Below are 18,546 nucleotides of genomic sequence, written 5' to 3'. Positions count from 1 at the left end.
TGTTTAACAACTCAATTAGTTTTTAATCACTTTAATGCCTTTAGCATTTTCTCCTGCAAAAACCTTTACATAATAAATACCGGCAGGATAATTATCCATATAGATCTTACTTGTAGTATTACCTGATTTAGAATTCATAATTTCTTTACCATTCATATCATAAATCTGTATGCTGTCAATAACTTCTTCAGAGTTTATTGTAAGCACATCTGTCGCAGGATTGGGATAAAACTCCAATCCTTTTTTACTAATCTCACCTATCCCCGCTACAGCACTAACTGTAATTGTACCCGTCATCATAGAGTGAATATTACACTTATAAGTTGTTGAACCTTCATTCACAAACGTATGGGAAAAAGTTTGCCCGTTTCCTGTGACGTTTCCACTATTGAAACTTTCTGCACCCCCGGCATTACTGGTTACTGTGTGTGGTAATGCATCTGTCCAGGTCCACTCAACGGTGTCTCCCTGATTAATTGTAAGACTTGCCTCTGTTGATGATACTCCCATAAACCAATTGATATGGTGAGTTTCCTGTGCTGTTACTATCAATGTAGCAAACAGCATTGCTAATAGTAATTTTCCTTTCATAATGTTTGATTTGATTTTATGCAAAGGTCAATCCTAAAAGCACAACAAAATGTTACTGATTAGCAATGTGTGGCTACGAATTAGTATTTAGCATATACCATTTAGTATTTGCTGAAGAGAATTAATCTAATTTAACCTTATTGAAGGAATTGAGCCTGTCAAGATGAAGAATTGTCTTTGTGTCTTCATCATTCTCAGAATACATAAGATTAAATTTTGCACCATAAACAATTTCATCGAAAGTATAAGAAGTACTAGAAGTTACCGTAGCACTAAACAGATCATCAAAAGCTTTTACATACACTATGATTTCGCCGTCTCCATTAGCAAAATCTTCTTCTGTAAACCCATAAAAAGGACTACTCTCATCTATTTTATGCACCAGTGTCCAGCTTAGTGTTAATGCACTAATATTGACAATCTCCAAATCGAGAGTGTAAAACTTATTAATGAGCTGCCCATTCTCCTCAACACTCATACCTACAGTTATCCTGGCATGTGCATCGATAATATTAGTATTCTTGTAGGGGGCCATACGCAGCATAAGTCCTCTTCCTTCTTTATAAGGAGATATAAGCGCGTTGTGCGAAAATTTAATATAAGCTACAGGCCTGCTGAACCTTCCGTAAAAAAGACCTGTCGCAATTGCAAAACTCAGTAATCCCGTTAGCGCTTCTGTGGCCGCAAGGGCACTGGTCATAAATCCATTTGGGCTAATGTGGCCATAACCAACTGTCGTAAACGTTTGGGCACTAAAAAAATAAGCCTTCCCAAACTTTAGCAATTCAGATCCTGTTGCATCAATCCCGCTTAGATATTCAATACCTATTAAATAGTATAAAACAGCAAAAAACAGATTTGCAATGCTATAAAAAGCCAACAGAACTCCCATGAATTTCCAACCTGACATGGTTATCATAGTATGATACCAACTGGTTCTCGTAAAAAAAGACAGCCCTCGCTTTTCTACATTAGCGGAACCGTCTTTATTTATAAACCGGCCTCCGTAACCCGATGGATTACTGCCAAAGCCGGTATTATCACTTGATTTTGCTTTTTCGTTTATCTTCCTTAACAGGTTCATAAATTAGTTATTGCTTTACAATTTTCTGTGTCAGGATACCTGTCTCTCCTGTAATTTTGACAAGATAGATACCTGATGAGTATTTTGCAAAGTTAATAACAATTGTGTTTGAATCTGGAGATAAAGCAGTAAGCTGTTTGCCAGTCATGTCATACACCTCTATATTCCTGATAAGATTTACAGAATCTATTGTAACCAAATCATTTGCAGGGTTAGGATATATTTTCACAGTGCCCGCCGTAAATGTTTTTACAGAAAGCGTAGCATCCTCATTTGCTGACCAGCTTGACGCAAGACTGTTATCAAGTCCGTTATCTGTCAGGTGAAGATATTTACCGTTACCATCGGCATCAGGCCACGGAGATGAATCAGTATACTGAACCTCATCAATCTTATTTCCAAAAGCATCCGAAAGTACCAGCTTCTGACTTTTATTAGACATATGACGTAGATATTCTCCAAAAGCGGTGATATCATGCTTTTGCTCAAACACAACAGCATTGCTAACTATGTATATTTTTTCTCCGGCAGAAATGGTTGATGCCACAGGAAACTGATAGGACAAACCAAGTTCACTCAGATAAACACCTGTAAGATCAACATTTTCAGATCCCGTATTTGTGATTTCAATAAACTCCTGGTCGTCAGATTCAGGAAATTCAGTGTCTTCTCCCGGATTATAGTTTATTCCACTTATCACCAATGAAGGCATCTCCACATCACTACAAGCTGTAAACGTACCTATATTGTTATTTATCCAGTCTATACGTTCAGCTATAAAATCTTTTACATTATCAAGCTCATTTTGCAAATTGGCTACAGTTCCCCAACGTTGGTTTTCCCTTGCTGCAGCATCTGCAATAAGTAAAGCGGTTGCATCAATAAAATCTTCAATACTATCATAATTTAATGGCTGACCTAATGAAGTAACCTGATTCCAACGTTTGGCGAAGTAGCATTTATAAGTATCGTTATCAAACAGGTCTTTCCAGAACTTGGCTCCTGTATTGTCTCCATTATCAAATTGCCATACATCAGGATGACTTCTGTCATACCCAAACTCATCGTGCCCAAGGCTAAGATTAAAATCCCAAACCGGTCCTGCTCTAAGTTTCCCTCCACGATCTTTATGAAAGAATGTGCTCACCTGATAGGCATCAACGTTAGATGATAACTCATTGATTACCATAAAATCTATAAAAGTAGGCACATCAATAACCGAGGGATAACCGTTTCCTATATTATCATTATCAGCCCCGGCAAGTGTTTCAAGAGATATAAATTGTGAATGAATATAGTCGTTCTGTTCTGTGGTTACATCATCAGGTTTAGGCATTTCATGAATAAAATCAGTCCAGCCATTATACGAATCCATAGTCCAGGCAACAGGATCACCCCCGGTAGTTTTATCCGCTTTGGTGATATATCCTCCCGTAAGATTTACTCCTGAATTATCATCCTCCGTAATTTCTTCGATATTAACGCGGTTAGAGTCATCCTTAATCTTTTCCTGAAGGATGTAAAGTCCCCGATAATCCCCATTAATTATCACTTCACAATATTGGGTTCTTGAAGCATACTGGCCAATAGCCCTGGCAAGATTATAGTTGATATAATCCCTCATTAATGAAGGATCAAAAGCAAGGCCATTAAGTATCCAGTCATTTTCACTAGGCATACCTAAAAGGCTTACATTTTGTTTTGCTCCACCAGCATCATAGGTTGTCCATCCATATTGTTTCTTCTCCAGCATTTGAGAAGAGGAACCACGGGTTTCGATCTTTATACGTCCGTTATAATTTAAGTATTCCGGTGTATCCTGATCTGTTAGGTAGTTTTGAGATCCATCTGCATGATAAATAATCTTAAGACTTGCCCAAACTTTTGGATCATCCGGAATTACAGCAGGCTGTCCTGTATCAGGATCTTCATCAGTGGTAATAATAAAAATTGGAAGGTTACTATCTGTAAAGTTAACCTGCCCATAAGAAACAGCTCCCAAAAACAATGTGATGGAAAGCATACTTTTGCGTGCGATAAGTAAAATGTTTTTCATAGTAGTTTTAAGATGTTTTTAACAAATATAATAGTATTTTATTTACATAAACATAACATTTTCAAAACATTGAAATCAATTTAGCATTTTTATGAAAAACAAAACACGAAAACGTTTTACAACAGCCTCAAGCACACTAAAACATTGATTTACAACAAATAAAACAAAAAAAAGCCCTGTAATGATTATTACAGGGCTTTTTTAATATATCAGAAATATTACTTACTCAGGTACATTTTTCTTCTTGAGTACAGTTCGTAGAACTGATCGTCTTTCAGGTCGTCTATGAACAGGATGCTCTCACCTGTAGATTTCATCTCAGGTCCAAGTTTCTTGTTTACACCGTGGAACTTGCTGAAAGAGAATACCGGTTGTTTGATAGCAAAACCTTTAAGCTGTGGGTTAAAGTTAAAGTCAGTCACTTTGTTGTGTCCAAGCATTACTTTAGTAGCATAGTTTACATATGGCTCTCCGTATGCTTTTGCGATAAAAGGAACCGTACGTGATGCTCTTGGGTTTGCTTCGATGATGTATACAATATCGTCTTTAACCGCAAACTGTATGTTGATAAGACCTACTGTTTTAAGCGCAATTGCGATTTTCTTAGTGTGGTCTTTTATTTGCTGCATTACAAACTCCCCAAGGTTGAATGGAGGTAGCGTAGCGTTACTGTCACCAGAGTGTACACCACATGGCTCGATGTGTTCCATGATACCTATGATGTAAACATTCTCTCCGTCACAGATCGCATCAGCTTCAGCTTCGATAGCACCATCAAGATAGTGGTCAAGAAGCAGCTTGTTACCCGGGATACTCTTAAGCAGGTCAATTACATGCTCTTCAAGTTCCTGTTTATTGATAACAATCTTCATCCCCTGCCCACCAAGTACGTATGATGGCCTAACCAGTAGCGGGAAGTCAAGTGAGTCAGCAAGTTTAGATGCTTCGTCAGCACTTTCGGCGATACCAAATTTAGGGAAAGGAATGTTAAGCTCTGTTAGAAGGTCAGAGAAACGTCCTCTGTCTTCTGCAAGGTCAAGCGCATCAAAGCTTGTTCCTAATATTTTTATGCCATACCTGTCAAGTTTTTCGGCAAGCTTAAGAGCAGTCTGCCCTCCAAGCTGCACGATAACACCTTCAGGCTTCTCATGGCGGATAATGTCGTATATATGTTCCCAGAATACAGGCTCAAAGTAAAGCTTATCTGCCGTATCAAAGTCAGTTGATACTGTTTCAGGGTTACAGTTGATCATGATGGTTTCGTAACCACACTCGGCAGCAGCAAGTACACCGTGTACACAAGAGTAGTCAAACTCGATACCCTGTCCGATCCTGTTAGGACCTGAACCAAGTACCACCACTTTTTTCCTGTCAGAAACGATACTTTCGTTGCTTACATATCTTGTACCGTCAGCTTTCTCAATCTCAGCTTCAAATGTTGAGTAGTAGTAAGGTGTTTTCGCCTGGAATTCAGCCGCACAGGTATCAACCAGTTTGTAAACACGCTTAACACCCATCTCCTCACGTTTATTGTATACCTGGCTTTCAAGGCAACCCATCATGTGAGCAATCTGCCTGTCGGCAAAACCTTTCTGTTTAGCCTCAAGAAGTAATTCTTTAGGAAGATCATCCACTTTGTAAGTAGAGATTTCTTTCTCAAGGATATAAAGATCTTCGTATTGCTTAAGGAACCACATATCGATTCTTGTGATCTCGTGGATTCTGCTCAATGGGATTCCCATTGCAATTGCATCGTAAATTACGAATACCCTGTCCCAGCTTGCGTTGGTAAGCTTATCAATGATCTGTTCATAGTTAGTGTAACCTTTTCCGTCAGCACCAAGTCCGTTACGTTTTATCTCAAGAGATTGTGTCGCTTTGTGAAGTGCTTCCTGGAATGAACGTCCTATCCCCATTACCTCACCTACCGATTTCATCTGTAGTCCTAGAGTTCTGTCAGCTCCTTCAAATTTATCAAAGTTCCAGCGTGGTATTTTCACGATTACGTAGTCAAGCGTAGGCTCGAATAAAGCCGACGTTGATTTCGTAATCTGGTTTTGTAGTTCGTCAAGGTTGTACCCTAAAGCCAGCTTAGAAGCGATTTTTGCGATTGGGTAACCTGTAGCTTTAGAAGCAAGAGCCGAAGAGCGCGATACCCTTGGGTTGATCTCGATAGCTACGATATCTTCTTTTTCATCCGGGCTTACGGCAAACTGTACGTTACATCCTCCGGCAAAGTTTCCGATGCTGCGCATCATCTTGATTGCCATATCCCTCATTTTCTGGAAAGTCTTATCCGAAAGCGTCATTGCCGGCGCAACCGTGATACTGTCTCCTGTGTGGATACCCATTGGGTCCATATTCTCAATAGAACAGATGATAACCACGTTATCATTTTTATCGCGGAGTAGCTCAAGCTCATACTCTTTCCATCCGAAAAGAGCCTTATCGATAAGCACTTCATGTATAGGTGATGCTTCAAGACCTCGGGTAAGAAGCTCATCAAAATCTTCTGCTTTGTGCACAAAAGCTGCCCCTGTACCACCCAGCGTAAACGAAGGACGAATTACAAGCGGAAAGCCAAACTCCTGAGCGATTTCTTTTCCTTTAAGGAAAGAGTTAGCTGTTTTAGCCGGTGCAGCAGGAATATCTATTCTTTCAAGAAGCTGTTTAAACTGCTCCCTGTCTTCAGTAATGTTGATTGCGTTAACATCAACCCCAATAAGTCTTACATTAAAGTCTGCCCAGATACCTTTTTCCTCTGCCTCAAGACAAAGGTTAAGTGCAGTCTGCCCTCCCATTGTAGGAAGTACCGCATCAATATTTGGGTGAGCCTTCAAAATCTCCACAATAGATTTTGTGGTAAGCGGTTTCAGGTACACATGATCAGCCATCGAAGGGTCTGTCATAATGGTAGCCGGGTTAGAGTTTATCAGGATAACCTCTATACCTTCTTCCCTGATTGAACGTGCGGACTGCGATCCGGCGTAGTCAAATTCACAAGCCTGCCCAATAACGATTGGACCAGAGCCGATGATAAGAACCGATTTAATTGAAGTGTCTTTAGGCATTGTATCTTTTCTGAAGTTGTATAAAAAATTGCTCTTTCGAGCGTTTGCAAATTTAGTGTTTTATTTTCAAAAAAAGGCCCCTGTAAAAGCGGGGCTATTTTTCGATTAGGTATAAAAAAAGGCGTTACCTACAAATAGTAACACCTTTATGTATGTTTTTTCAAACATTATTTTTTATGTCTTGGCTCACTAGAAACCGTTAGTTTGTGCCTTCCTTTAGCTCTTCTGCGAGCAAGCACTTTTCTTCCGTTGGCAGATGCCATTCTTTCCATAAAACCGTGTTTGTTTCTTCTTTTTCTTTTCGATGGTTGAAATGTTCTCTTGCTCATTGCTTTGTATCTTTAAATCTTATTTGAATATCTTTACGTAGGCATTAGAAAACCGTCTTTCCAAAACCGAGTGCAAATATACAAAGGTTTTTTTTGTCTGCAAGAAGTTTTTAAAAAAAATTTCGCATAAATAAACCCTCTGTTATAACACAAAGATTCTCTGAGGGACAAACACAGAGATTCGCCGAGTCTTTGCATACATTGAGAGTACACAGAGTTAATTATTCTGCCAAAGGCAGAATTCTTAGCGAACTCAAAAAGCTGATTGTCCTGAAACTTAAAAAACTCCGTGAATCTCTGAGACTTCTCTGTGTATCTCTGCGGTATGACTTTTGTTTAAGTAGTCGAAAAGTCATTTTGCAGCCAATTGAAAAAAGTCAGAAGGAGTTCAACTCCTTTTATTACGTTTTCATACCTTTGCATTCGCAAAAATAAAACAACACTATGTTCAATAAAAATATCAAGCTTGTAATTGCAGCTTTATTAGTTATAACAGCCGTTTGGCAGTTTACCGAAGGAAACATCGGTAACGGTATATTCTTACTCCTTATTACTGCATTAGTAGTATTGCTGTACTTTAAAAACGAATACATCCTTCTGGCCTTCCTTAAATTAAGGAAACAGGATTTTGAAGGAGCTACCCAGATACTTAATAAGATTAAGAACCCTGAAACTGCTCTCGTACGTAAACAACAGGGCTACTATAACTACCTTAACGGACTTATGCTCTCTCAGACAAACCTGAATGCAGCAGAAAAGTACCTTAAAAAAGCGATAGAGCTTGGTCTAAACATGGATCAGGATCTTGCAATGGCTAAACTGAACCTTGCCGGTATTGCGATGACAAAAAACAAAAAGATGGAAGCAGAGAAGCTTCTAGCCGAAGCCAAGAAACTTGACAAACAGGGAATGCTGAAAGACCAGATCACAATGATGAAGGCTCAGCTTAAAAAAGGCCCACAGGTTCAACAGAGAAGATATTAAAACAAGCCGCCTCACAAGGGCGGTTTTTTGTTTTTAGTATATTTGACGTATGATATCAAACAACTCAATACAATTACCACTTAGCGAAAAAAATAAGCAAGAACTAAAATCACTAGTTAGTTTAGGCAAGCGATTAGCTAAAAGAACAGGAACCAGTTGTTGTGCATTCATTACATTATATCTCGTATATATCTATTTCAATAAAAACAATCTATATTTTATTGAAACATGTATAATAGCCTTAATTAGCTTCACTTTGGTTTTTATTTTATTATATCAAAAGTATTACAGAATATATCTAGATCTAAAATCGAAAACAAAAACAAGATATGTAGTGACAGAATATGAAATAGTAAGCAATAAAAAAGATGTTTTTCTTAAATCAAAAGAACCAAAATTAAAAATAGAACTTTATAATGATATAGCTCCATATATTTCTATTAACCAATCACTGATTATCGAAATAACCAACCACAGCAAGACATTACTCTTCATATCCCACAGCGAGAACAATCTGCTTGACGAAAATTAATTACAAATCATCAATCAATATAATTATGACAATTACAAGACCTGCCGTTAAACTTATAGGCGTATCACTTGGCTTTAAAACCACTAACGAAAACGGAAAAGCAGCCGAAGACTGCGGCTCGCTTTGGCAAACCTTTAGTGGTGGCTTTATGGCACCGCGCATTAAAGGCAAACTGAATAAAGACACCTATGCTGTTTATTACGATTACGATGGCGACTATACCAAACCCTATGCTTACTTTATAGGATGTCCCGTAGCCGACGATGCTGAAGTTCCTGCCGGAATGGAAACCATTACCATTCCCGAACAAACTTATGAAGTTGTTACCGCAAAAGGGCAAATGCCTAAATGTATAAGCGATGCATGGCACGAAATATGGAAACAGGAAAACCGAAACCGTGCTTACGGCTATGATTTTGAAATCTATTCTGAAAAGGCAGCCGACTGGAACAATGCCGAAGTGGATATTTTTCTTTCCGTAAGTTAATACATCAATGCTGATTACTTCAAAAAGAATCATTTTTTATATAAGCCATCTAAAAGATGGCTTTTTATTTATCCTTTGAGTAATCAAATCGATAAAATACACTGATAGCAGGTCACAAACATCGTTCTTTAATAAGAAATATTATACGATTTACAGAAATTTTAACTAAATTTACTCATCTATTTATCCAAATATGATGAGAAATTTATTAACCCTCATAATAATGTTCTTGTTTTCATTAACGGTATTTTCTCAAATACCGGATAGTCTTTATTTTTCCAATGCTATAAAAATCAATTTTGCCCAATACAAGAAAGAGAGTACCCTCGCTTTTGTTACCGGCGATCTTGAACGTGGACAATTTCTTTTTGACTCACTGGTACAACACAGACTTATAGGAACCACCTTTGATAATATCACACTAAAAAAATCGTCAGGTGCACGACTAAAGCTAAGTTCAGTAAAGCAACCTCTATTCCTGTTAACTTATGCATCGTGGTGCGTGCCTAATCAGGGAGAGATTCCGGCTTTAAACAAGCTGGCACGTAAGTATGGTAAAGACGTTAAAATAATTGTACTCTTTTGGGACCGAAAGGATAAAATGAAAAAACTGGCGCGCAAGTTCAGTAGCAGAATAACGGTTTGTTATGCACATGAGTATTATAAAACCGATACCCGAACCGTAGCAGCACTAAAACATACATTAGGCTTCCCTACCTCCTATTTTCTGGATGCCGAACGTAAGATTGTAGACATTCGCCGCTGTGGCGTATACACTGGCTTATCAAAAGAACAGTCGCAACAGGCACTGGCAGCTAATTATAAATCGTTCCTTGATGGACTTTTAACCATAACTGTAAATAAAGATATTTCTAAAGAACATATAGCCGATAGTGATTAGATCTTTAGATTTTAGTATTGAGAATGAGATTCTAGAAAATAAAAATCCGCTTTTACATTTGTAGAAGCGGATTTTTTATTATCGTAGGTAGCCGGATTAATAATCTAGCATCTTAGTACTAAGATCTCAATTCTCATGTCTATTAATACCCCTTCAAAGGAATCTCTATTATATATCCCTTTCCGCTGGCAACATCAAGTTTCCTGTCGCGAAGCCATGGATTATGTATCTTCAGTATCTTATAATTAATACCCTGTTCCTTAGCAAATACAGCCAAATCAGGAATTGAACTTGTAACATCAACTGTTTTTACAGGAAGAACCTGATACATTTCGTTTTGCGGCACTACAAAATTATATCGTTCAGGGTGCTGCATAATTTCTTTAAGCGCTAATATCCTGAATACGTAACGGGCTGTTTCATCCGTCAGGAGTAAGTCATAGTAATTGCTTACCCCCTGAAAAGTGATCTGCTTATTAACCCCTGTTACGCCTCCATTATATGAAGCAGCAGCCAAAGTCCACGATCCGAATTTTTTATATGCATTCAGCAAATAAGTACATGCTGCCTCAGTAGATTTTTTAAGATCATAGCGTTCATCTACAATGTCATTAACTTCAAGGCCACGTTCACGGGCTGTATCCGGCATAAACTGCCACACTCCCTTTGCTCCTGCCGGAGAAGTTACGTTTACCAAACCGCTTTCAATAACCGCAAGATATTTAAAATCGTCCGGCACCCCATTTTTCTTTAATATGGGCTCAATAACCGGAAATGCACGGTTAGCACGTTTTATAATAATTTTCGTAGTAGCGTCAAGATTGGCATTAACCAATAGCTCACGATCAAAACGCTCCGCAACATCTGATATAGCAAGAGGTGTCTTTTCACCTGCAAAATCAATTTCCGATGGAACGTAATGCTCCTTTTTAGCCGTTTCATCCGTCGGTTTTTCATAAGCCGAATGTATCAGCACTCCACTCATCAGTATTGCCGAAGCAATAACTCCTGTTTTCTTGATTAGTTCCATTGTATTTCTATAGTTTAGTGTTCTCTTGTAATATTATCTGTGGCAAATTCTCATTCAGCCACTTATACTTATTGATTATCATAATGTGTGTTCCTCCCTTTACCGGAATATAATCTTTTACATACTTCGTCGGAAAAACCTCATCAGCATCACCATGAATGTGTACAACAGAGGTATCAGGCTCGCATCTGTCCCAGTTTATTATAGTTTTAAACGCCCAGTCAAGATATTTCTTATCGCGAACAGAAAGAAATTTTTCATAAAGGTTCAGCCTTTTGGAGATCATATTATTACCTACAGCCATCTTACCCAGCCAGTCTACCTTAACCATAAGTCCGGTAGGGAAAAACCTGTAGGCTCTGGTCATTTTGGCGAACTTCATTCTCCTGGGAAACTCCGTGTTACATTTCACACTGGATATGATTATCACCTTACGCGTTTTTATCAGTTTAGCCATTTCCTGAACCAGCACCCCACCAAAAGAAACTCCGATAAGTACCGGATTTTCGTGTTTAATATCCTTAACGATGCGGGCAGCATAATCGACTATGGACTCATTATTCTCCGGCAGGCACCATTCAAGATAAAACATTTCAAACTTATCTTCGGGTAACTTTATGTTCTCAAATATCTTTGGACTTGCAGCCAGTCCGGGCATAAAATAAACGGGAATCCTGTCCATTCGCTGTGTTTTAACGCTTTGAAAGCGGAATAATCGATTTTTATTACGAAATTTGTATAAAATTAAAACTTTCCGCACAAAAAGAAACAAGACGGGATTTTAATTTACAAATAAATTATGAGGACAAGGCTATTCACTAAAAACGAAAGAGGCACTGCAAATCACGGTTGGCTTCAGGCTAATTTTTCTTTTTCATTTGCCAATTATTATAATCCTGACATGGTACAGTTTGGTATGCTTCGTGTACTGAATGACGATACTATTGCTGCCGGTATGGGCTTTGGTACCCACCCTCACGATAATATGGAAATTATTACCATACCTCTTGAAGGCGGATTGACACACCGTGACAGCATGGGGAATCAGGAAACAGTACGTTTTGGTGAAGTACAGGTTATGAGTGCGGGAACAGGAATTCAGCACAGCGAAATGAACGCCAGCCAAACCGAAAAGGCAAAAACACTACAGCTGTGGATATTCCCTGACAGACAGAATGTAGTGCCCCGATATGACCAGAAAGGATTTGATCTTGAGAATAATCGCAACAGCCTTGTAAACATTGTTTCTCCTGAAGATAAAAATGATGGCAACGCCCTTTGGATACACCAACAGGCATTTTTACATCTTGGTGTGTTTGACGCAGATAAAACCTTTGCCTATGACATAAAGATTCCTGATAATGGGATTTATCTTTTCCTTATCGAGGGCGAACTTGAAATTAACGGGCAAACTGTAAATGAGCGTGACGCTTATGGTGCAATAGAGTTTGACAGTATAGAAATAAAAACCAAAAGTGCTTCTAAAATTCTGATTATAGAAGTACCAATGAAGTTTAATGATTAGCTATGGAAATAAAAGACAACGAATTTTCAAGACAGTTTGAAACAACAGCGGATGGAAAGCTGCTTACAATAGAGTACTCTGTACAGGAACGCAAACTTTTCCTTACCAAAGTAAACCTTCCTGAAGGTTTTGATAATGAAGAGCTTTTATCTGAATTCATAAAAAACATTCTTGATACAGCTGAAGAAAAAAGGCTACGTGTAGTACCTACACACCCTAAAGTTGCAGCTTTTTTCAGGAAAAACCCTAAATACAAAGAGATGCTCCCTCCGGGCATCCGACTGTAATTAATTTCAATAAACATCTATAATGCAAAGTTTAAAAAACAAAAACGCGCTTATTACAGGCGCCGGGAAAGGTATTGGTAAAGCAATAGCCCTTGCTCTTGCCGAAGAAGGCACTAACGTAATACTTTTAGCACGAACTACTGCCGACCTTGAACAAACAGCAGCCCATGCTCAGGCGTTTGGTGTAAAAACGCTGGTGCTTACTGCAGATATCGCCGACATCAACTCGGTTAATCAGGCTGTAGAAAAAGCAATCGCTGAATTTAAAACTATTGATATCCTGATCAATAATGCCGGTGTGGGCAAATTTGGCAAGTTCCTTGATCTTACTCCTGAAGAATTTGAAAACATTATCAAAGTAAACCTGTTCGGTATTTATTATGCTACCAGAGCAGTATTACCGGGCATGATTGAGCAACAAAGCGGAGATATCATTAATATATCTTCTACTGCCGGATTGAGAGGTGCTGCATTGACAAGCGCTTACAGTGCTTCTAAATTTGCTGTTTTGGGTCTTACCGAATCACTAATGCAGGAAGTTCGCAAACATAATATCAGGGTTACGGCACTAACACCAAGCACTGTCGCTACCGATATGGCTTTGGACCTGAACCTTACCGATGGAAATCCTGAAAAGGTAATGCAGGCTGAAGACGTTGCCGAACTTATTATTGCCCAACTGAAATTGAATAAAAGGGTATTTATCAAAGAAAGTGGCATCTGGTCTACAAATCCATAAAAAATGAAATTAGTTGACTGTCCGTTATGCAACGGAACATCAAAACATTACCATACTAAACGGCAAAGGGAGTTTTTACAATGCTCCCTTTGTCTTTCTGTTTTTACACATCCTGATTGTTTTCTTACTCCCGAAGAAGAGAAAGCACATTACCTGTGTCATAACAATGATCCGGAAGATGTTCGTTACCAAAACTTTCTTAGCCCGGTTACCAATCTTATACTGAATGATTTCAATAAAAACCACAAGGGCCTTGACTTTGGAGCCGGTACCGGATCGCCCATTGTAAAAGTACTTACTGATAATAGTTATGATATAAACCAGTATGACCTGTTCTTTTACAACGATCCTGAAAAGCTTAACCAAAAATACGACTATATAGCCTGTACCGAAGTAGCAGAACATTTTAAAGAACCTCATAAAGAGTTTGCCCAATTAAGGGATATGCTTTTGCCTGGCGGAAAATTATATATTATGACTGATATGTTCGATGAGAACAGGGATTTTGCATCATGGTTCTATAAAACAGATCCTACACATGTATTCCTGTATCATCCTAAGGCATTCGAATGGATTGCATCGGCTTTCGATTTTAAAAACGTACATATCAATGGGCGTGTTATAACCTTACAGGCATAATATTATTTGTAATTTTGTAAACACAATATAAAACAACACCATGAAACTTGACAAAATAATCGTTTCTGAAAACTCATTTAAGAGTACAGAAACTCAGGATATAATCAACTCAAATATTGCGGTAATAAATCTTTTGCGTGAAGAAGGCGTAAAAGACGAAAACATCCACGAAGATGCCCTTACCAGTTATTACCTGGATTATTACACTACCCATGTTAACAGCGATGGGTTCGCCAAGTTCGTTCATGCTTCAGGATGGACTGATGAGCTTAACACGCTGCTGGAAAAGGCTTTCGAAAAAGTAGGCTCTCAGGAGCATCTTGATTACTTCCTTGCCCAGACTGAAAAGATCGATGCACTTACCCGCAAAGAGTTTGATGGCTTTATGGAGCAGGAATTCGGTAAAAGCCCTGTAAAAGAAAGAATAGATGATGATACTTATTTTGAAATCCCTGAAGCTTTGGTAAAACTAAATGCTGATTTTCTAAGAAATCACCCGGATCTTAAAGTGCTATCTATAGATGATATGTATACCGAACTTGAAAAGTTTACCGGAAAAAAACTAGAGCGATAAATCCTCTATTGAAGAGAAAACTTAAGGCCAAGAAATTCAATTTTCTTGGCTTTTTTTATTTAAAATACGCTTCTATAAACAAATTTTCATTATCACAAAATACAGTGTTTTTGTGATAGCCATTTTTTGAATTTGTTAAAATATGTTAAACCTTACAAAATTCAAGTATTCATTATAACTTAAATATTGACTAATTAAATTTTTAGTTAAAAGATAAATGGTAAGAAAAAAAGCACATAAAAAAATATAACATCTGATTAATTAAGTTTGGATATTATTAATCATCCAACTATTTAATCATGAAAAAACAACTTTTTACATTGTCTTTTGCACTATGTGCAGCTTTCGGGTATTCTCAGTTTCAATCGCCTAACTCATCAGCTTGGCCAACAACAGGAAAAGTAGGATTAGGAACAACATCACCAGCCTATAAACTACAGGTTTTAACTAATGAGACCCTTGCACCAATAAGCACATATAGTGAAACAATTGCAAGCATTGGTTATTTTGCGAATAGTTCACTATTTTTTGATGCGCAGGGAACTGTGGCAGGTCGTGTGAGCCCTACCGAATACCATACTATGAAAATTCAGATGAAAGATGTAGGCAATAAAGTAGGATATATAGAATTTAACGGACAGCCAACCACCAATACCACTAAAGCTGCCATGTCTTTTGGCACAAACAGTGTAGAGGCCATGCGTATTAACCAGAATGGAAAAGTCAGGATTGGATCTAGTGACCGCGCAACACCGGATGGCTACAAACTTTTTGTTGAGCAGGGTATACTTACCGAAAAGGTAAAAGTAGCCGTAAGCACTACAGCTGACTGGGCTGATTATGTTTTTGCATCTGATTATAAACTTATGCCTCTTGAAGAAGTAGAAAAATTCACAAAAGAGAACAATCACCTTCCTAATGTACCATCTGCTGCTGATATGGTAAATAATGGTCTTGATGTTGCTAAAATGGATGCAAAACTTTTAGAAAAAATAGAAGAACTTACTTTATATGCTGTGCAGCAAAATAAAGAAAATAAAGATCTGAAGGCAGAGCTTGAAAACCAAAAAAGAGAAATCGAAGAACTGAAAGGAATGCTTAAAGATCTTTTAACTAAGAAATAGTATTCATCAATGACAAAGTTTTTTATATCCGCGGCTTTGCTAGCCACGCTAGCTAGTTATGCCCAAGAGTTTCATAATGCCAATTGGTATTTTGGTTATAATGCAGGTCTTAGTTTTTTTCCGGACCCTTCAAATCCTACAAGTATTTCTACAGCATTACAAACCATGGAGGCTCCGTCTTCCTATTCTAATGCTGCCGGACAATTAATGTTTTATACTAATGGCAGGGATGTGTACAATGGAAACCATACTCCCATGACAAACGGAACCGGACTGAAGGCACACAATTCCAGTGGTCAGGGGTCTATGATCGTAAAAAAACCTAAAAACATCAGCTCAACTCAGACTATGGCAATTGGAGAAAATGAAACTCTATATATTGTAACCCTGGATGGATTGTCTGGAGAAAAAAAGGGGTTTTATTATTCAGAAGTTGATTTAAATGAATCAACTGGTATTGGTACCATTACAAATAAAAATGTACAACTTAATGACCATGAGAACATTCCCATAGGCCTAAATTATAAAGTATACGGAAACTTTTCTGAAAAACTCACTTCTGCATCGCATTGTAATGGTAGGGACTATTGGATTATTACTCAGATTGGCGAGTTTATTTACTCTTATCTTGTAAGCCCTAATGGCATTTCAACCACCCCAACAGCTGTAAGTAACGCGCCTATTAACATACAAAACTATCTTGCCAGCGGAGCTGCTATAGGTCAGATAAAAGTTAACTTAAAAAACGAACGTTTAGCTGTAATATATTATGCTACTGGTCCTAGTGGGGTCCCTTCAGGTTCTTTAGCCATGGCAAATTTTAACAGTAATACAGGCGAAGTAATATTTGATGATAATCTGATCGAAATTCCTGTTTCTCCTGAACCAAGTGATGATGGTCATCCCTGGGGAACTTTAATGAATGGTGTTGAATTTTCTCCAGATAGCCAGCAGGTATATTTTTCAACAACATACCAAATGTTTAAAGGTGATGCATATAATGCAACTTCGGCCAATGTTGAATTAGTGGAAGCTATCAACAATGTACCGCAAACAAGATTTATGAGCTATATGCAGCTTGGCATGGATGGAAAAATATATGTAATTACTGAGGATATTAATGACGTAACTCATATCGGTAGAATAAATGACCCTAATAGTATTAATAATCCTGACTTTAGGATAAATGATGTCACATTACAATATGGTGCTGTTGGGGTAGGTTTTCCCGGGTGGATTCATTCACAATTAGGGGGTTGTGACGCTTCTCTTGAGCTATACAAACCGGAGTTGAGCCCTATCTCTCACGAATATAAAGTGGGTCAGGTTATTAACACCAACCAAAACTATACCGTTGGTCCGGGTAAGGACATTACCCTGAAAGCTGGTCATGCTATATATTTATTTCCAAATACAAGTATACAGACAGGAAGCAAATTCTTAGCAGAGATCGAAGAATGTGATTGCATTGCAACATCAGACTTGAATGGTAGCGGAACACAAACCTTGAGGAAAACTATCAGTACTGAAGAATTGGAACTTTATCCTAACCCAGCGAGTGAATATGTAAAAATTAGTAATACCCAGGATATTATTATTTCTATAACCGCCACAGCCATGAATGGTCAGATAGTGTTTAGAGGCAATAATGATGGTAACGATATTACGCTGGATACAAGCACATACCAAAAAGGCATCTACATCCTCACAATACAAACCAAAAACGGTAAAGTATATAATGAAAAACTAATTATTAAATAATAAATCATCTAACTAATTAATCATGAAAAAACAACTTTTTACATTGTCTTTTGCACTATGTGCAGCTTTTGGGTATTCTCAAAATAGTAACCCTTGGCCTACTACAGGGTCAGTAGGCATAGGGACTTCAACACCAAGTTCTACGGTTAAACTTGATGTGGTAACTACTTCAACAATTGGTGGCCTTGGTACTAAACTAGCCTATTTTGGCTCTAGAACCTCCTCTGGCGATGTTAGCAGAGGTTTGTATCTTGGATCTAAAGCAGTCTCTTATCCTTTAGGAGAATACAATGTTGCTGCTGTATGCAGCAGTATCATGTCAGCCGTAGGCACAAGCACTAATGGTGCTTTTATTGATTTTAATATTCCTATTGCTTCAGGTGTATCGGCTGCATTGCGTTTTGGCTATGGAACAACAGATTTTATGCGCATAGGTACTGATGGTAAAGTAAGAATTGGAGCTAGTACTCTTACAACCCCAGATGGTTACAAACTATTTGTAGAAGAAGGTATCCTAACAGAAAAAGTAAAAGTAGCTGTGAAAACAACTACAGATTGGGCCGATTATGTTTTTGCTCCGGATTACGGGCTTATGCCTCTTGCAGAAGTAGAAAAATTCACAAAAGAAAACAATCACCTGCCAAATGTGCCATCAGCTGCCGACATGGTAAACAATGGACTTGATGTTGCAAAAATGGATGCAAAGCTTTTAGAAAAAATAGAAGAGCTTACACTTTATATTATCGAACAAAACAAAACTAACGATAAGCAGGCTAAAGAAATAGAAGAGCTTAAAATCATGGTAAATGCATTATTATCAGAAAAAAAATAA

At 38.0% G+C, this 18,546-nt stretch carries 19 protein-coding genes; 12 read left to right on the top strand and 7 right to left on the bottom strand.

Annotated elements, in window-relative coordinates; genetic code table 11:
• Positions 1-15: 15 nt before the first annotated feature.
• The 5 genes from ACFSR3_RS14405 to rpmH all read right to left on the bottom strand — a co-directional run bounded on the left by ACFSR3_RS14405 (position 16) and on the right by rpmH (position 7,131).
• Positions 16-591, bottom strand: coding sequence for a T9SS type A sorting domain-containing protein (locus ACFSR3_RS14405; protein WP_379821949.1), 576 nt, complete (start codon positions 589-591; stop codon positions 16-18).
• A 121-nt stretch (positions 592-712) separates the two neighbouring features.
• Positions 713-1,675, bottom strand: coding sequence for an ion channel (locus ACFSR3_RS14400; RefSeq protein WP_379821947.1), 963 nt, complete (start codon positions 1,673-1,675; stop codon positions 713-715).
• 7 nt (positions 1,676-1,682) lie between these two features.
• Complete coding sequence (locus ACFSR3_RS14395) at positions 1,683-3,731, bottom strand: CotH kinase family protein (RefSeq protein WP_379821945.1); 2,049 nt, start codon at positions 3,729-3,731, stop codon at positions 1,683-1,685.
• A 218-nt stretch (positions 3,732-3,949) separates the two neighbouring features.
• A complete protein-coding gene (gene carB, locus ACFSR3_RS14390; RefSeq protein ID WP_379821943.1) occupies positions 3,950-6,802 on the bottom strand; it encodes a carbamoyl-phosphate synthase large subunit in 2,853 nt (950 codons plus the stop codon).
• Positions 6,803-6,969: 167 nt separating this feature from the next.
• On the bottom strand, positions 6,970-7,131 hold the full coding sequence (gene rpmH / locus ACFSR3_RS14385) for a 50S ribosomal protein L34 (RefSeq protein WP_026979292.1): 162 nt from the start codon (positions 7,129-7,131) through the stop codon (positions 6,970-6,972).
• A gap of 444 nt (positions 7,132-7,575) precedes the next feature.
• Here rpmH and ACFSR3_RS14380 point away from each other — a divergent pair, with 444 nt between their 5' ends.
• From ACFSR3_RS14380 to ACFSR3_RS14365, 4 genes are all read left to right on the top strand, one after another.
• Complete coding sequence (locus tag ACFSR3_RS14380; RefSeq protein WP_379821939.1) at positions 7,576-8,115, top strand: DUF2892 domain-containing protein; 540 nt, start codon at positions 7,576-7,578, stop codon at positions 8,113-8,115.
• A 334-nt stretch (positions 8,116-8,449) separates the two neighbouring features.
• Positions 8,450-8,647 carry a hypothetical protein gene (locus tag ACFSR3_RS14375; protein WP_379821938.1) on the top strand — a complete coding sequence of 66 codons (198 nt, stop codon included), beginning with the start codon at positions 8,450-8,452 and terminating at the stop codon, positions 8,645-8,647.
• A gap of 25 nt (positions 8,648-8,672) precedes the next feature.
• Positions 8,673-9,134 carry a GyrI-like domain-containing protein gene (locus ACFSR3_RS14370; RefSeq protein WP_379821937.1) on the top strand — a complete coding sequence of 154 codons (462 nt, stop codon included), beginning with the start codon at positions 8,673-8,675 and terminating at the stop codon, positions 9,132-9,134.
• A 223-nt stretch (positions 9,135-9,357) separates the two neighbouring features.
• Positions 9,358-10,035, top strand: coding sequence for a TlpA family protein disulfide reductase (locus ACFSR3_RS14365; protein WP_379821936.1), 678 nt, complete (start codon positions 9,358-9,360; stop codon positions 10,033-10,035).
• Positions 10,036-10,177: 142 nt separating this feature from the next.
• Here the strand turns inward: ACFSR3_RS14365 and ACFSR3_RS14360 are convergent, their stop codons facing one another.
• Both ACFSR3_RS14360 and ACFSR3_RS14355 read right to left on the bottom strand, forming a co-directional pair.
• Positions 10,178-11,065 carry a lytic transglycosylase domain-containing protein gene (locus tag ACFSR3_RS14360; protein WP_379821934.1) on the bottom strand — a complete coding sequence of 296 codons (888 nt, stop codon included), beginning with the start codon at positions 11,063-11,065 and terminating at the stop codon, positions 10,178-10,180.
• Between the two features lie 7 nt (positions 11,066-11,072).
• Positions 11,073-11,747 carry an alpha/beta hydrolase gene (locus ACFSR3_RS14355; RefSeq protein WP_379821933.1) on the bottom strand — a complete coding sequence of 225 codons (675 nt, stop codon included), beginning with the start codon at positions 11,745-11,747 and terminating at the stop codon, positions 11,073-11,075.
• A gap of 117 nt (positions 11,748-11,864) precedes the next feature.
• On the opposite strand from ACFSR3_RS14355, the gene ACFSR3_RS14350 reads away from it, so the two are divergent.
• The 8 genes from ACFSR3_RS14350 to ACFSR3_RS14315 all read left to right on the top strand — a co-directional run bounded on the left by ACFSR3_RS14350 (position 11,865) and on the right by ACFSR3_RS14315 (position 18,546).
• Positions 11,865-12,590 (top strand): pirin family protein, encoded by a 726-nt coding sequence (locus tag ACFSR3_RS14350; protein ID WP_379821932.1) that lies wholly within the window; start codon positions 11,865-11,867, stop codon positions 12,588-12,590.
• 2 nt (positions 12,591-12,592) lie between these two features.
• The gene (locus ACFSR3_RS14345) at positions 12,593-12,877 is read left to right on the top strand and encodes a GNAT family N-acetyltransferase (RefSeq protein ID WP_379821931.1); all 285 of its coding nucleotides are present in this window, start codon (positions 12,593-12,595) and stop codon (positions 12,875-12,877) included.
• A gap of 22 nt (positions 12,878-12,899) precedes the next feature.
• Complete coding sequence (locus tag ACFSR3_RS14340; RefSeq protein WP_379821930.1) at positions 12,900-13,616, top strand: 3-ketoacyl-ACP reductase; 717 nt, start codon at positions 12,900-12,902, stop codon at positions 13,614-13,616.
• A gap of 3 nt (positions 13,617-13,619) precedes the next feature.
• The gene (locus ACFSR3_RS14335) at positions 13,620-14,255 is read left to right on the top strand and encodes a class I SAM-dependent methyltransferase (protein WP_379821929.1); all 636 of its coding nucleotides are present in this window, start codon (positions 13,620-13,622) and stop codon (positions 14,253-14,255) included.
• A 40-nt stretch (positions 14,256-14,295) separates the two neighbouring features.
• Positions 14,296-14,829 (top strand): DMP19 family protein, encoded by a 534-nt coding sequence (locus ACFSR3_RS14330; RefSeq protein ID WP_379821927.1) that lies wholly within the window; start codon positions 14,296-14,298, stop codon positions 14,827-14,829.
• Positions 14,830-15,128: 299 nt separating this feature from the next.
• Positions 15,129-15,953: a hypothetical protein gene (locus ACFSR3_RS14325; RefSeq protein WP_379821925.1), complete on the top strand. Its 825-nt coding sequence runs from the start codon at positions 15,129-15,131 to the stop codon at positions 15,951-15,953.
• 36 nt (positions 15,954-15,989) lie between these two features.
• Positions 15,990-17,714, top strand: coding sequence for a T9SS type A sorting domain-containing protein (locus ACFSR3_RS14320; protein ID WP_379821924.1), 1,725 nt, complete (start codon positions 15,990-15,992; stop codon positions 17,712-17,714).
• Positions 17,715-17,736: 22 nt separating this feature from the next.
• On the top strand, positions 17,737-18,546 hold the full coding sequence (locus ACFSR3_RS14315; protein ID WP_379821922.1) for a hypothetical protein: 810 nt from the start codon (positions 17,737-17,739) through the stop codon (positions 18,544-18,546).

Origin of the sequence: Flavobacterium suzhouense, from assembly GCF_042684765.1 — a bacterium.
Taxonomy (GTDB): domain Bacteria; phylum Bacteroidota; class Bacteroidia; order Flavobacteriales; family Flavobacteriaceae; genus Flavobacterium; species Flavobacterium suzhouense.
Note: the sequence above shows the minus strand (reverse complement) of the source record. Positions and strands in the feature narration are given on the sequence as shown.